The organism is Bacillus sp. AFS055030 (assembly GCF_002574545.1).
In the GTDB taxonomy this organism is placed as follows: domain Bacteria; phylum Bacillota; class Bacilli; order Bacillales; family Bacillaceae_G; genus Gottfriedia.
Window position 1 is genome coordinate 34,558 of record NZ_NUGT01000021.1, and the last position, 16,269, is coordinate 50,826.

The following is a 16,269-nucleotide window of genomic DNA, read 5'->3' on the forward strand; positions in this document are numbered from 1 at the left end:
TTGAACAGTAGAATGCTGTTGGCCGGAGATAATAATTTTAATTTTGGGCTAAAAGGTTTGAATTTTTTAGCCCATTGAGAGGATTTGAATTTAAATATGGCAGATAATTTTTGGCGTGATTTACCACGACCATTTTTTGTACTTGCACCGATGGAAGATGTGACAGACGTTGTTTTTCGCCATGTGGTGAGTAAAGCGGGTAGACCGGATGTATTTTTCACAGAGTTTACAAATTCCGATAGCTATTGTCATCCAGAGGGCATGAAAAGTGTGCGTGGCCGTTTGATTTTTACAGAAGATGAACAGCCAATAGTGGCACATATTTGGGGGGATAATCCTGAATATTTCCGTCAAATGAGTATTGGCATGGCAGAACTAGGATTTAAGGGAATCGATATTAATATGGGTTGCCCTGTACCGAATGTGGCATCAAGAGGGAAAGGGAGTGGACTTATTCTGCGCCCTGACGTTGCTGCAGAACTAATTCAAGCTGCAAAAGCAGGTGGACTTCCTGTTAGCGTGAAAACGCGACTCGGTTTTAAGGAGGTAAATGAGTGGGAGGAATGGTTAACGCATATTTTTAAACAAGATATTGCCAATCTTTCTATTCATTTACGTACAAGAGAAGAAATGAGTCAAGTAGATGCACATTGGGAGCTAATTCCGGAAATTAAAAAATTACGTGACCGCATCGCACCGAATACGCTTCTAACAATTAATGGAGACATTCCTGATCGTCAAGTTGGCCTACAGCTTGCCGAAAAATATGGTATTGATGGTGTTATGATCGGCCGAGGCATTTTTAAAAATCCTTTTGCTTTTGAAAAAGAGCCAAAAGAGCATAGTAGTAAAGAACAACTCGATCTTTTAAGACTACATCTTGATCTTCAAGATCAATATGCTGATGTATTGCCACGTTCAATCACAGGGCTTCATCGCTTTTTCAAAATTTATGTCAAAGGATTCCGCGGAGCTGGTGAACTAAGAAATCAATTGATGAACACGAAATCAACAGATGATGTACGTGTAATGCTTGATAACTTTGAGTCAAAGAATCTTGATGGAATCGCTGAATTGTAAACGTGACATCCGTTGTGTTGTCAATGATTATCCGTACATGTAAAGATGTTAAAAAAGTACTCTCTAGAGTAGACTCTTTAAAAGTCTAGCTATAGGGTACTTTTTTTATTATACAATCCTCAATCTTTTAGCTTGAATTTAGTTGTTCTTATTGAATAAGTGGTTTTTTTCCTTTACATGAAGAAAATATCCACCTAGTAAATGAGAAATGTTTACTTTACAATTAATGCAACTATAGATAATGAACATTTTTTAAATTGAGAAACGTTAAATAGAATGAATCGATAACTTAACATACGAAATCAACGAAAGGGAGGATAAACACATAATGAATAGATTGATAATTGGAATGGATGGCGGAGGAACGAAAACGAGAGTTCTGGTCAAAGAACGACTAGATGGAGAAACGTTATTTGATCAAAATTTTGGCATGTCAAATTATAACAACATCGGTGTAGAAGGGCTTATACCAGTATTTAGTGAAATATATGAATCGCTATTTTCATATTTTGGAGAGCGTTTACAAAATGCGATTCTTGTACTAGGTTCTGCAGGAGTAGATCGTCCTAAAGATATTGATATTTATTTAGATGCATTAAAAGAAAGTGGTTTTACTTGCCAGCTAGAAGTAGTAAATGATGCGGAAATTGCTCTTGTTGGTGGCAACGGAGAAAGAAAAGATGCTTTGATAATTGCCGGAACAGGTTCGATAGTTATGGGAGTAGATTCAAAAGGAAATACACTACGCTCAGGAGGATGGGGCGGATTAATAAGTGATGAGGGTGGAGGTTTCCAGATTGGTTTACATGCAATTGCTGCTGTTTTGAACGAGTATGACAAAGTGATTGCTCCTACATCTTTTACCGAAAAATTGCTCGCTCATTTTAAGTTGAATTCTCCGGAAGATTTTATGGATTTATTATACATGGAAGATACAATTCCGGTAGATAAGGTAGCTTCTTGTACCCCAATCGTTTTAGATGCATGGGTAAAAGGTGATGAAGCTGCCCGTTCAATTGTTGAAGGTCAACTAGATAAGTTGGTTCGTTTAGTGATTGGAATTAGTAGACAAATGGGTTCAATTAATTTCCGCCTATCTGTGGCCGGAAGTTTGCTGACGAAATCAGCTGAGTATTTCGATGCATTAAAAGAAAAGTTAAGTGTGGCTTTACCTCAAGTTGAACTTTCTGCACCTCTTTATGATCCAGTTTTCGGTGCCATCATTATTGGCGAGAAATACAAGTAATTCAAAATAAAAATAGTAAGGAATGGCGATTGAATATGCGTGAAATAGGAATTAGTGTGTATCCCAACTTTTATCCTTTAGATCAAATTAAAGATTATTTAGCAAAGGCTAGTTCATTAGGTTTTAAAAAAGTATTTGTTTCGCTGATTTTAAATAATCATGGTTTCGAAGGTGCACTAAATGTAAATGCGGAAACTTGGAATGAATTATTTTGTTACTGCAAAGAACTTAATATGACTGTGTCAGCTGATATGAATGATGAAGTTTTCAATGAGTTGGGTTGTACATTAACCGACCTTACAGTGTTACAAAATATGGGCATCACAAGACTCCGAATTGATGGAGGATTTACGAGTGAAGAAGTTGCACTTCTTTCAAAAAATAAACAAGGGATTCAAATAGAAGTAAATGCTTCAATGTCCTCTTCTGATAATCAAAATGGAAACGCTTTACGGGAATGTCGCGAGTTTTTAGAAACAATAGAAAGAGAAGGAAATATTGAACAATTAACAGCTTGCCATAATTTTTTTCCTCTACCAGATACAGCACTGTCTTTAGAAGACTTACGCTCAATTAACAATCTGTTTGCTTTATTCGGTGTGCCAGTCGGAGGATTTGTCGCTTCGCAGCTTTCGCCAAAGGATTTACACCACTTAGGTCATGGAGTTTGTACAATTGAAAAACACCGTTTCTTGCCTAGCCATATTGCCATGCTAGAGTTATTTGCAAATGGTTTTAATGATGTATTAATTGGTGACTCATTTGCAGATTTTACAGAGCTCAAAGAAATGGCTAGATGCTACAAACAAGATTATATAGAAATTCCAGTTGTTTTTAATCAATATGTACCAGAGCAAACAAAGTTGAAAATAAGCGAGCAGGTTCTTATTTCAAGAGTTGATCAGCCGGCAAATCTCATTCGTGCAACTGATACTAGGGGAATGAAAGTACCTCATTGCTATTGTGCACCAAGAGAGAAATATACAGTTTCTATTTTAAATAATCGAAGTGCACAATATGAGGGAGAGGTACAAATTTCATTAAAAGATTTAGGACAATCCGTTGAACATAATGTCATTGGATTTGTTCATCCTTTTGCATACGATTTAATGCCGTATCTTTTAGCCGGCAAAAATAAATTTCGATTAGTTGAATATAAGTAAAAAATTTATATAGTCGAGGTATCAGAATGGTAAAAAGTGCAGTAATTCTTGCAGCAGGCAAAGGGAGTAAAATGAATCCTTTTAGCGCAGTTCGCTCCAAAACAGCAATAAAAATCGCTGGTAAGCCATTAATTCGTTATAATATTGAATCCATTGTAGCAATGGGAATAGAAGACATTGTTGTTGTTGTTAATGAGGAACATCAAAGAGAAATTGAGAATCTTCTATTCGACATAAAGAATGTTAAATTTGTAGTAGATCAATCAAATATAGGAAGTGCGGAAAGTTTAGTAAAAGGGGTTGAGAAACTTTCAAGTACTGAGGAGTTTCTCGTTCTTTACGGCGATACGATTGTCGAACGAAAGGATCTGGAGCAATTAGCTAGTTCCAACAAACCTACCGTTTTGTTGAAAAAATTAGAAGAGTCGTCAAGGAATTGGATCGGCGCGAGTATAAAGGATGGATTTGTTCTGTCAATTGGAGCGCACTACCGTGGCGACAGTATTACCCATCAATTCGCAGGATTTCTTTTTGATGAGTTATTACTGGAAGAAGTGAAAAGAACGCCTGATTATTTTCCGAATGTAAAAGTAGGAGTGGGTGCTCCGAAAGAACAATACATCGAAGCTGCACTTCTAATATCACTTGAGAAAACAAAATTACAAGCGATTGAGTGTAATGGCCATTTCTTTGATATAGATAAGCCATGGCATATGTTAGAAGCGAATGAATATATGGTGAATCATTTTTGTAATGCATTAAAAGAAAACGACCTAGCGGAAGGTGCAACAATTTCTGAAAATGCAACCATTCATGGTCACGTAAAGCTTGGTAAGAATTCCTCAATTGGTGATCGAGTTGTCATTCACGGTAACCTAATTGTAGGTGATCATACAATTATTGATAATGGTGCGATTCTTAATGGAAATGCGGTTATTGGTGATCATACTGCCATTCGTAATTATTGTATGATTTATGATGGAGTTTCAATTGGGTCGCATTGTATATTCGACCATTGTGCAGAGTTCCTTGGCGGAATGGTAATGGATAAGGTATATCTTTACCACTATGGCGAGTTTTATGGTGCAATAGGCAGTTATACGGATATCGGTGCAGCAACGGTTTGTGGAACATTACGCTTTGATGATGGGGAAACTGAGCACATTGTAAATGGACGGAAAGAAATACCTTTACATTTTTCAAATGCAGCGTATCTTGGTGATTATTGTAGAACTGGTGTGAACACGATTATTATGCCTGGATGTAAAATAGGTGCTTATAGCGTGTTAGGAGCAGGTGCAATCATCGATAAAGATATTGAACAAAATAGTCTTGTTTTCGTAAAACAAGATCTCGTTATAAAAAAATGGAGTGAAAAGAAGTACGGTTGGTAATTTTATTAAATCAATTAAAGAAGGTATTCATTTATGGAGAATTATTTTAAGTATGTAATGGCAAATCTCGAAAAACTATATACGACACAGAATCAAAAAATAGATGAAGCGGCAACTTGTATTTTTGAAGCCATTCAAAATGGTGGTCGCTTCCTTGTTACAGGTTCGGGTCATTCACATATGTTTGCTGAAGAATTTTATGTAAGAGCGGGTGGATTTGCGGAGGTCTCACCAATTTTGCCGAATGAGTTTTTTTTACATGACCATCCATTAAAAAGTACTGTGATCGAACGATTAGAGGCTTATGCAAAGGTAATTTTCGATTTATACAAAATAAGCTCAAAAGATATTCTTGTGATTGCTTCCAATTCAGGGAGAAATGGAATGACGGTTGAACTTGCAAAAATGACACAGGAATGCGGTGCAAAGGTAATTGCTTTTACAAATCCAAATCATCCAGAAGGTTCTAAATCAAGACATAGTAGCGGAAAATACCTTTGCGATTTTAGTGATGTAGTCATAGATAATTGTACCGGACCTGGAGATGCTTCCTTTTATGTAGAAGAAGCAAATACAGGGATGGGGGCAACTTCAACAATGGCTGGAGCCTTTGTTGCGCAATCAATTTCTATATTATTAGCAAAAAAATATCATCAAGCTGGATTAAAACCACCTGTTTTTAAAAGTTCTAATGTAGATGGTGGAGATGAGTGGAATAAAGAATTATTTGCAAAATACTATGGTGTTTAATTTATGCTTTTTAATGTTTCTCAAAATTTAACAAAAAAATAAGATTAATCGACTACCCTTTAAGATCTTTGAATTTAAGAATCAAAAGGTATGCTTTTAAAATTCACTGATTCGTTTTTGCGTTCCCAGTTTATGGGTGCGCTTTTTCGCGTTTGACAGATTAAAGTGCTAACCACGTCTTACAGAATTTCTAATACATTGTTAAGAAATGCTTAACTCAATAAAATGCGGAATCCCTTATTTTTAGTACTTTTGTTGTAAGATAAGGATTTTTTTTGTATTCAAAAAAATAAAAACGAATGTTGTTAGTAAAATGTTCCTGTATTTTATAGCAGGTCTTAGGTCGTATTATAACATTGGAAGTTCGCATGACTTATGAACTAGGCTTATTTGTTTTAAATTGCGAACTATTTTGGAAAAATTCAAACTGTTAAATAGATTTACTGGAAAGTAAACTTAAAATACTAGATTAGGCATCTAGGGTGGTGAGGTAATATATGCGAAGAGATTTAATTTTGCAATTTTTGTATCAAAAAGGAAAATCACTAACTTCACAAGAGCTTGAATCAGAATTCGCTATTTCAAATCGTACATTACGAAATGAATTAAAAGAACTAAACGCGATTGGAGAAAAGTCCGGATTTGTGATTCAGAAAAAACGTGGTGAGGGCTATTTACTTCATATCGAAAACCAAGAGTTGGTTCAAACGTATATGAATGAAATAGATGGAGCATTGGCACCAGATTTACCCCGTGTTCGAGTGAATAATATTATTATGCTTTTACTTCAAACAACAGAGTTTCAAACGATCGATATGTTTGCTGATAGTCTAATGATTAGCAGATCGACAGTTTTTACCGACATGATTGAAGTTGAAAAGCAAGTAAGGATTTTTGATTTAAAAGTAGAAACAAAATCACGCTATGGGGTTCGTTTACTTGGGGATGAAACGAATTTTAGAAGAGCGTTTTCCTACTTCCTAAGTCAAAAAGAAACAGGATTGTTAAAAAAATCAAATTATCAAACTTTTGAGAAAGCGTTTCCATTTGAGGAAATTCGAGCTGTTTTGAGTGAAGAAGTACAGAATAATCAACTGAAATTAAGTTATTTTGCACTTGAGAATATTTTATTGCACATCCAAGTACTCTCTTTTCGAGTAACTCAACACAACTTTATCTTGCCTAATCAAGAAAAAAAATTAGATGTTTCTCTAATCAAACCATCGTTTATGAATATAGCAAAGAGAATTTGTGAAATTCTTTCTGAACTATATCATGTCGTATTACCAGAAAGTGAAATTATCTATTTAGCTGCACATATAAGTGGTAAATCGAGTGTTGACGATATTGAGGAACATGAAAAAAATGACTTGAAGCAAAAACTAACGAATTGTTTGGAAAGATTAGATCAAACATTTTTAACTCAGTTTTCAGGTGATCAGCAACTTTTAAATACGATGATCATGCACATGTATCCATTGTTAAGAAGATTATATTTCAATTTAAAGCTTACGAATCCATTGATAAATGATGTATATAGTAGGTATTCAGACGTGTTTATGATTGCCTTAAATTTTTCTGAAATGATTAAGGAAATTTGGGGATTCGAACTTTCTAGTGATGAAATGGGTTACATTACAATGCATTTAGCAGCTCACGTAGAAAGGGAGAAACAAAAACAACTAAGTTCCTACAAAAAAATTCTACTATCGTACGGATTGGGAGCGGGATCGGCCGATTTAATGAAAATGAAACTTGAAGCACTTTTTCAAGGGGCAAAGATTGATGTCGTTCTGTACAGCGAGCTTCAGTTAATAAATCTTGAAGAATATGATTTATTAGTTTCATCGACTTCGATTCCATTTGATACGATTTCGATTCCGTATATTCAAGTAGCACCAATACTTACTGAAACGGATGTTCAAAGAATTCGACGTGCGCTTACTAGATACCCGGCTAATAAAGTTAAAGAAGATGTACCAACACTTTTATCTTTATTTCATACAGATTTGTTTTATATAGAAGAAAGCAAAGAGTTGTTTGACTACAAAGCCTTTATTAAAGAAAAGGCAAAAAGAGTGGTTGAACTAGGATTTGCACCACCTAACTATCCTGATTTAGTTGTCGACCGTGAAGAAAAAATATCGACGATACTACAAAACGGAATTGCAGCGCCACATGCATTGAAAATGGTTGCGATCCAAGATTCAATCAGTGTGGTGATCTTTAAAAACCCACCGATAATCGATGGAAAAGTTGTACAAATCCTATTTTTAATTAATCTTCGTGCCGGAGACTTGTTTTTACACAAAGAGTTAAGTCGATTATTTTTACACTTAATGGATTACCCCGAGACGAAGCAGAAAGTATTAAAATCAAACAATTTCAACGATTTTCAATATGAAATCTCTAAAATCTTGTTTCAGTATGGTTCGTAATGAAGTAGCGATCATTCTAAAAAAATCAACCTAGTGGGATGGTCGCAATCATATGCGAATCAACATTCATATTATCATTTGGCTTTTGTAGATAATGTTGAAAACGGTTACTCACAAAAAATAATAAAATAAATTATTTCGGAGGAAGATTAATGAAAAGAAATAAATGGTTTTTGGGTAGAGCTTTACCAGCATCAGTATTAGTAGCTTCAATGTTTGCAGGTAGTTTTAATAGTGTAGTAGTTAAAGCTGCTCCTACTGTTTCAACTCAATCTACTGTAGCTCCAATTTCAACCGGAACTAAGATTTATATGACAACGACAGAGATCACTCATGCAAAACCAGCTAATTTAGATACAACAAAGCCAGTAAAATGGACAACATCTGATCCATATGTTGCATATGTTGATATGATTGGAAACGCGAAAGGAGATTATAGCGGAAAAATTTTAGGGATATCTGGTGGTACGGCAAGAATCACTGGTACCGGAGTAGATACGAATGGTAATGCAACAACTGTGAATATTACTGTTACTGTAAGTGAGACACAGTCATCTACTAATCTTGAAAAAGTTGTTTACTATTATAACGCTGGGGATTCAAATATTCCAGCAGCACTAAAAGATTCAAAATGGGAAACAACAAATATTCCTACCGCACCATCAGGAGCTAAATTCCCATCTAAGAACTATGTTGGCTACGTTAATGGAGAAAATGACGTAAAATGGTTGATTTCTAAAGATACTTTAATCAAGTCAAACGATAAAATTATTCTTGGTGACGAAAAACCTCATGGCGTAATTACTGGTATCGTATCGGATGCAATTACACTTTACGATCCAAACTTAGCACCAGCAGATCAAATTCAGTATCTACAAGGTGGAAGATATATTCCTCAAACTGGTGGATCTTCAGGTTCTGGTACTAATAATTCAGGTGCAGCTGCAACTTATAACGCCAAAGAAGTGATTACAAACATTATGCCAGATGGAAATAATGGACTTTGGGTTCTAGGTGAAAAAGGTAATGCAACGCATATCGTTAGAAAACAAATGTCGCTAATGGGTAAATCGTTATTACAAACCGAGGTTTCTAGAAACTACACGGATCGATTTGGATTCCAATCTGGGAATATGAGATTCAATTCACAAGCGGATATGATTAAAGCGCTTATGACTGCTGATAAAGATGCAGGCAGAGGCAACTACGATACAGATAATGATGGTCTTTGGACGACAATGTATGCTTCTGGAGAAATCTGGAGATACAACTACATGAAAGAAAACTTTGGAGAATCTGATGCTAGAACAAAAGACGCAAAAGCATCTGCTATTCGTGCAGTTGAATCAATCGTAACGCTTGGTTATGTATCTGGTACCCAATTAAAAGTTACATCTAAAAACAATGTAAATGACTATGTGTATGTTGTTAACTCTTATGGTGGAAACGTATCAACAATCGAAGAAGCAAAAGCATGGCTAGCTGAAAACGAAGGGAAGCCAGTTTATGTTGATGAAAACGGTAAGTATACATTAGATCACACAAAAAAACCTGCTGCATCTGGTTTCTTTGCAAGGTCATATAAAGTTAACACAAGTAACAATGGTGCAACAACTCCAGAAGCTGAAACTTGGGATAATGCATGGATAAAAAAGAAGGTTGGACAAACAACAGATATAAATGGAAAAACAGTTTACTACAATGTCGCAGGAGCTTTCAAAAATGGAACTAATCCTGCTCTTAAAGCTTATGACACAGTTGCTGTACCTCCACGTTTAACAAATATATTTGCAAGCCAAAATGAAGGTTTAGATGCTGATACAAAAGCTTTAGACTCAAATAAAGTCGTTTACAAAGCAACAACTTCTACTGATGAATTAGTAGGTCATTATTTTACGCTTGATTTAGCATATAAAGCGTTCAAAGATGAAGATCCAGAACTAGCAGCGTTAATCAAAAATAATATGATTAACCATACAAATGCATTAATTCTAAATAACTATTTCCAATTGACTGTAAATGGCGAGAATCCAACTGAATCTCGTTTTGATGAGGGAACGATTCGTGGAAATGGATTAAATGTTCCAAATGCTCCAACTAGATGGGCAAATTTGAATCCGGAATACCTTGATGGTAATAAAGATGCATGGGGAAGAGACGCAGACTATGAAGATGGTCCATTAAATGCACAATTACTTTTACAAGCACTTGCAGTCGCAAAAGATTTTGGCGGGTATACATCTAAAGAAAAAGAACTCCTTAAAGCTCAGGGCATAGATGTTGTTGAACCACTAGATTTTGCAAACGAATACAAAGTAATGAATGGCCAAAAGGCTACAAAAAAAGCTAATGAACACAATGATTTTGAAGTAAGATACCCAAAAACACACAACTCGAAATCGATGCTTGATATGTCATTGCAATATCTTGCAAGATACTTTGGTATTGCTGCTCATAACGGAGATGATATTGGTGTTAGCGGTGTAACTCATGAATCATACATGAACTATTCTGACGAAGAAGAAGAAGCACTAGCTTATTACACATTATCTCACCATGCTGATCAGTTTAACGGAGACGAAATCTTAGAAGGTATGAATCAATGGTGGACAAATGAAAAGAGAGAGAAAAACCCATTTATGACAACTTTCTATGCAGCTTCTCTAGGTGCATTGAAAGCTAAAGGGATTGATATCGGAAATGCACAAGTTGACCTTGCTGGTTCAGAGTGGCAAATGTCTCGCATCCCTAACAATTTCATGAACTTTGATGTATTATCAGCAAACAGAAATGACGTAACACATGTAGCGCCGAATCTTATGGTTGATCAATTAATTCCACGTGATGAAGTTATGATGTCTAAGTACAACACGAATATTTTCGGAACGATGGATCGTAGAACGATTGACTCTGGTAACAGTTTAACAATGGAATCTTCAACTGTAATCTCAATGCCATACTGGATCACTCAAAATCCTGAGGATGTTGCTTATGTAGAAAAGTTAGGTTCAAAAGTGACTAAACCTGTAAATAAAGGTACAGAAAGCTTAAGTTATCCAACGAACATTGCAAAGATGAATCCTCATGCGAAATATAATGAAGACACACATACATTTACGATTAATGTTGGTGAATCGGTTAGACTTGATGCAAAAACAACTGGCTATACTCGAAATGTGTCTTGGGCAACGGATGCTTGGGATCAAGCAGGATACAAAAATGGATTACCATCACAAATCAATGCCAAACCAGATGTATCACAAGTGATTGACCTAAGAAATATAGCAACTTATGGTGATGAAGGTAATGTAAAACCAACCGACTTAAGTGTAAATGGCGAGTACTATGGGGCATACGCAACAGGCTTAAAACCAGGAACTTGTACGGTATCGGCATATGTTATTGATGGTTTCTTTAGAACACCGAAAAAAATCACTTATACAATCAATGTTGTTGATCCGATGAAATCAACTGGTAAAATTGCTCCTACAAAGTTGGACAAGAACTCTTTTGCATATCCAAGCTGGTTAAAAAATGCAATGGCTGAAAAAGGATTAAATACAGATGGAAACAAATTTATAGAAGTTAGTTACGAATCATCATCTCCAGACGATGTAGCTGTTGATGCGGATGGAAAAGTAACATATAAAACAAATAAATCAGCTACTATCACTGCGACGGTTGTATACTCTGCAATGACATTGAATGGAGATCCACAATTTGCAAATGATAGTCACGTGATGACGTTTGTACGCACAGTATCTAAGGATGCTAAATAAAAGTATCTGTTATTAAATTCAAACATTAAAGATTATTTACTAAAAGAAATAAATTCTAAAAGGATCTTGGTATATGGGAAATTCATGATTTACCAAGATCCGAATTCCTTAGAGAGGGGATAACGAAATGAACAGTAAATTTTTTGAAAAAAAATTCTTACCGATCGCTTCGAAAATAGGTAATCAAAGACACTTACTTGCTTTGCGTGACGGTATTATGTTTGCCATGCCACTAATGATCATTGGTTCATTTTTCATTATCGTAGCTTGGTTAGAAGCAGAGTGGTACCAAAACTTTATGTCAAAAGTGTTTGGCGAAAATTGGAATGCTTTTGGAGATATCGTTTATAACGGTTCAATGGGGATTATCGCTTTAGTTGCAGTATTTGGCGTAGCTTATTCCTTAGCAAGTAGTTATAAGGTCGACAAAAAGAATATTGATGGAGTTCCAGCTGGAGTATTAGCATTAGCAAGTTATTTAATTGTTAATATTATGAGCACTTTCAAAGATGGTAAGGAAACTGTATCTGCATGGTCACCTGATCTATTTGGTGCACAATACTTGTTTGTTGGATTAATCATTGCCATTATTACTGCTGAAATATATCGTTACTTCTTACAAAAGAAGATCATCATTACGTTACCAGATACTGTACCGCCAACAGTTTCACGTTCATTTACGGCGCTTATTCCTGGTTTTGTGATTATCCTTTTCTTCTTACTAGTTCGATACGGATTTAGTCATACTGGATGGGGAGATTTTGCAACGTTTGTTCATAAAGTTGTAACACAACCATTTACAATTTTAGGTTCAACTTATATTGGTACACTTGTCGCTTGTTTAATGGAACATCTTTTATGGAGCTTTGGGATCCACGGTTCTTCGATTATCACATCTGTTATGGAACCAATTTGGATTACAAATGCTGATGCGAACTTGGCAGCAGTTAAAGCAGGTAAAGAATTACCACATATTATTACGTATACATTCTATGAGAATGGGATCTGGATGGGTGGATCTGGAGCTACTTTACCAGTAGCAATCTATATGACATTTTTAGCGAAGTCAAAACTTCTTAAGAAGGTAGGACGTCTAGCGATTGGACCATCGATCTTTAACGTAAATGAGCCAATTATGTTTGGTGTTCCAATTGTTTTAAATCCATTTTTAATGATTCCTTATATTCTAGCGCCAGTAGCAGTGTTAACAGTGACTTACTTTGGTACGGCAATGGGAATATTCCCACATACGACTGGAACGATTATCCCGTGGACAACCCCATATTTCATAAGTGGTTATTTAATGACGGGTGGTAAGATTATGGGTGTAGTCATGCAATTAGTAGCTTTTGCAGTGGCTTCGGCAATTTGGTTCCCATTCATTAGAATGTGGGATAAGAAAAATTTAGAATTAGAGAATACTAGTAAATAATTCGACAGCAATTAAATGGATAATTGATTAGAAGAAGGGACTAAAACTTATGGAAAATCGACAAAAAATACTAACTTCGTTTCGATTAAAAAGAATCGGTGCCTTTGCCATTGATGCAATAATTGTTTCAATCATCTTGTCAATTGTGTATCGAATCACGGGACTTCCAAACTTTCCAGGGGTCTTAGCAAATATGATTGAGCTTCAAAAATCAACTGCTAGTCAAGATGCAACTGTAAAGGTAATGGCTCTTTTTAATGAAGCATTTCTACAATCGCTTATCATCTATTTTTGTTATGAAGTTGCTACAACTCTATTATTGAGAGGGTCAACAATTGGAAAGATGATCTTTCGATTAAAATTAACACGCATTAATAACAATAAGGGAAAGCTTCCTTATATATTTCTAGTGATTGTTAGAAGTTTCTTTAAATTTTTGACGATGTTTATTTTTCAAGGTATCCCTTTCTTCTTATCCGTTATTAGCATGTTTGCTAATCAAAAATCATTGGCTGTACACGATCGAATTGGTCGATTTGTCGTTATGAATAAAAAGGAAGCATAAAAACTTACTAAAGAAAGAGGAAATCATCATGAATATCTTACTTTGCTGTGCTGCAGGCATGTCAACAAGTCTAATCGTTTCTAAAATGGAAAAAGTTGCGGAATCAAAAGGTATTTCAGCACGTATATGGGCAGTTTCTGAATCAGTTGTTCGCTCAGAAATCGAAGAAGCTGATGTGTTATTGTTAGGTCCACAAGTACGTTTCCTTTTAGAAGAAATGGAAGAAATCTGTGAAGAGAAAAACATTCCAGTTGAAGTAATTAATATGATGAATTATGGCATGTGCGATGGTGAAGCGATTTTAGAGCAAGCGATCAGTTTAATTGAAAATAAGTAGTAACTGTCAAAGAATTGACTCTTTTCAATCTTTGCCCAAGAAAAATATGATAAATACCTTAAAGGTTTATACATTTTAAAATTAATAACCGTGGGAATATGACGATAAAAAAATTTTATGAATAAAAAAGAGAGGAGGTCAGTTTTATGGTAAAAAATGAAACAGAAATTTTCACACTGATCCTTCACGGTGGAAATGGTCGAAGTGCTGCAATGGAAGCGATTCAAGCAGCAAAAAAACAAGACTTCGATTTGGCTCGCAAGAAATTGAAAGAATCAGGTGATGCTTTAAATGAGGCACATCATATTCAAACAACACTTATTCAGTCAGAGATCGGTGGTACTCCAACTGAGATTTCACTTTTAATGATCCATGCCCAAGATCACTTAATGAATGCAATGACTGTAAAAGACTTGGCAAAAGAGTTCGTTGACATGTATGAAAGGGGCCTAAAGTAATGTCAAAGAAATTTAAAATCGTTACAATAGGTGGAGGCTCAAGTTATACGCCAGAATTGGTTGAGGGAATCATTAAGCGCTATGAACAAATCCCAGTAACTGAGCTGTGGCTTGTTGATGTCGAAGCTGGACGAGAAAAATTAGAAACAGTTGGTGCACTAGCAAAGCGTATGGTCAAAAAAGCTGGAGTACCAATGGAAATTCATCTTTCGTATGATCGCCGTGAGGCCTTAAGGGATGCTGATTTTGTTACAACACAGCTTCGTGTTGGACAACTAGCTGCACGTGCACTTGATGAAAGAATTCCGCTAAAACATGGCGTAATCGGACAAGAAACAAATGGTGCAGGTGGATTGTTTAAAGCCTTACGTACAATTCCAGTTATTTTGGATATTTGTAAAGAAGTGGAAGAGCTATGTCCAAATGCTTGGATTCTTAACTTTACAAACCCTGCCGGAATGGTAACAGAGGCAGCATTAAGATATTCAAATATTAAGAGATTTATTGGTCTTTGCAATATACCGATTGGAATGGAAATGGGTGTTGCAAAACTATTAAATGTAGATCATTCACGTGTACGTATTGATTTTGCAGGTTTAAATCATATGGTATATGGTATAGAGGTTTATTTAGATGGAGTTAGTGTAAAAGAACAAGTACTTGAAATGATTATGGATCCTGCGAATGCTAGTTTTGTAAAAAATATAGATGCTGAAGAATGGGCACCTGAATTCTTAAAAGCAGTCAATGTCATTCCTTGTTCATATCATCATTACTATTACAAAACATCGGAAATGCTTGAAAGAGCATTAAAGGATTTTGAATCGAATGAAACGCGTGCAGAAGTCGTGCAAAAAATTGAAGCTTCTCTTTTTGAAAAATATAAAGATGAAGCGCTAGATATAAAACCACCTGAATTAGAAAAACGCGGTGGAGCTTACTATTCTGATGCGGCTTGTCGTTTAATTTCATCAATTTATAATGATACGAGAGATATCCAACCATTAAATACAATGAACAAGGGAGCAATCTCGGGCTTACCGTATGACGGGGCAGTAGAAGTTAGCTGTGTTATTACAAAAGATGGTCCTATTCCACTAACAATCGGGGAATTACCAGTGCCAGTTCGAGGATTAATTCAAACGATTAAATCTTTCGAACAGACAGCAATCGAGGCTGCTGTAGAAGGAAGTCGTGAAAAAGCAATTCTTGCCTTAACGATTAACCCGCTTGTAGCTAACGATAAAGTAGCTGTAGCCATCGTTGATGAAATGCTAGAAGCGCATAAAGAATATTTACCGAGATTTTATAAATAGGAAATATGTTTACGGCAGCAAATCCTTTAGGATGCTGCCTTTTATATTTTTATAAAGATATTCTGATATTTTAATAGAACCACTACCTAGTCTAGGACTAGCCTAAACAATTGTCGAATAATCAATACAAAAGTCTTAGTAAGGATTTTTTCATCATAAAACATTTTATGATGATCTATCTAGATGATAAATATATCTAGAACTTTATAACTATAAAAAAATGCTCCAAAACGATAAATTAATACATAAAATTACATAATTTTATTAAAAACGCAAAGAAACTTTAAAGATTTTAAAATATTTGGAATTTT

The 16,269-nt window shown here is 35.4% G+C and carries 12 protein-coding genes; all 12 read left to right on the forward strand.

Annotation, left to right across the window (positions count from 1 at the left end):
* The first annotated feature begins 96 nt into the window (after positions 1–96).
* Positions 97–1,080 carry a tRNA dihydrouridine synthase gene (locus CN925_RS10175; RefSeq protein WP_098846149.1) on the forward strand — a complete coding sequence of 328 codons (984 nt, stop codon included), beginning with the start codon at positions 97–99 and terminating at the stop codon, positions 1,078–1,080.
* A gap of 328 nt (positions 1,081–1,408) precedes the next feature.
* The gene (locus CN925_RS10180; RefSeq protein ID WP_098846150.1) at positions 1,409–2,326 is read left to right on the forward strand and encodes an N-acetylglucosamine kinase; all 918 of its coding nucleotides are present in this window, start codon (positions 1,409–1,411) and stop codon (positions 2,324–2,326) included.
* A 35-nt stretch (positions 2,327–2,361) separates the two neighbouring features.
* Positions 2,362–3,489, forward strand: a complete 1,128-nt coding sequence (locus CN925_RS10185) for a MupG family TIM beta-alpha barrel fold protein (RefSeq protein WP_098846151.1) — start codon at positions 2,362–2,364, stop codon at positions 3,487–3,489.
* 26 nt (positions 3,490–3,515) lie between these two features.
* Positions 3,516–4,883, forward strand: coding sequence for a sugar phosphate nucleotidyltransferase (locus CN925_RS10190; RefSeq protein WP_218937228.1), 1,368 nt, complete (start codon positions 3,516–3,518; stop codon positions 4,881–4,883).
* A 33-nt stretch (positions 4,884–4,916) separates the two neighbouring features.
* Complete coding sequence (locus CN925_RS10195; RefSeq protein WP_098846153.1) at positions 4,917–5,633, forward strand: SIS domain-containing protein; 717 nt, start codon at positions 4,917–4,919, stop codon at positions 5,631–5,633.
* 497 nt (positions 5,634–6,130) lie between these two features.
* Positions 6,131–8,071 (forward strand): BglG family transcription antiterminator, encoded by a 1,941-nt coding sequence (locus CN925_RS10200; RefSeq protein ID WP_098846154.1) that lies wholly within the window; start codon positions 6,131–6,133, stop codon positions 8,069–8,071.
* A gap of 152 nt (positions 8,072–8,223) precedes the next feature.
* Positions 8,224–11,850 carry a hypothetical protein gene (locus tag CN925_RS10205; protein WP_098846155.1) on the forward strand — a complete coding sequence of 1,209 codons (3,627 nt, stop codon included), beginning with the start codon at positions 8,224–8,226 and terminating at the stop codon, positions 11,848–11,850.
* A 127-nt stretch (positions 11,851–11,977) separates the two neighbouring features.
* On the forward strand, positions 11,978–13,282 hold the full coding sequence (gene celB / locus CN925_RS10210; protein WP_098846156.1) for a PTS cellobiose transporter subunit IIC: 1,305 nt from the start codon (positions 11,978–11,980) through the stop codon (positions 13,280–13,282).
* Positions 13,283–13,331: 49 nt separating this feature from the next.
* Positions 13,332–13,847, forward strand: a complete 516-nt coding sequence (locus CN925_RS10215) for an RDD family protein (protein WP_098846157.1) — start codon at positions 13,332–13,334, stop codon at positions 13,845–13,847.
* 28 nt (positions 13,848–13,875) lie between these two features.
* The gene (locus CN925_RS10220) at positions 13,876–14,184 is read left to right on the forward strand and encodes a PTS sugar transporter subunit IIB (RefSeq protein WP_098846158.1); all 309 of its coding nucleotides are present in this window, start codon (positions 13,876–13,878) and stop codon (positions 14,182–14,184) included.
* A 146-nt stretch (positions 14,185–14,330) separates the two neighbouring features.
* Entirely contained in the window at positions 14,331–14,642 is a 312-nt protein-coding gene (locus CN925_RS10225) for a PTS lactose/cellobiose transporter subunit IIA (protein ID WP_097974004.1), read from the forward strand.
* Positions 14,642–15,958 (forward strand): 6-phospho-beta-glucosidase, encoded by a 1,317-nt coding sequence (locus CN925_RS10230; protein ID WP_098846159.1) that lies wholly within the window; start codon positions 14,642–14,644, stop codon positions 15,956–15,958. The genes CN925_RS10225 and CN925_RS10230 overlap by 1 nt, the downstream gene beginning before the upstream one ends.
* Positions 15,959–16,269 lie beyond the last annotated feature (311 nt).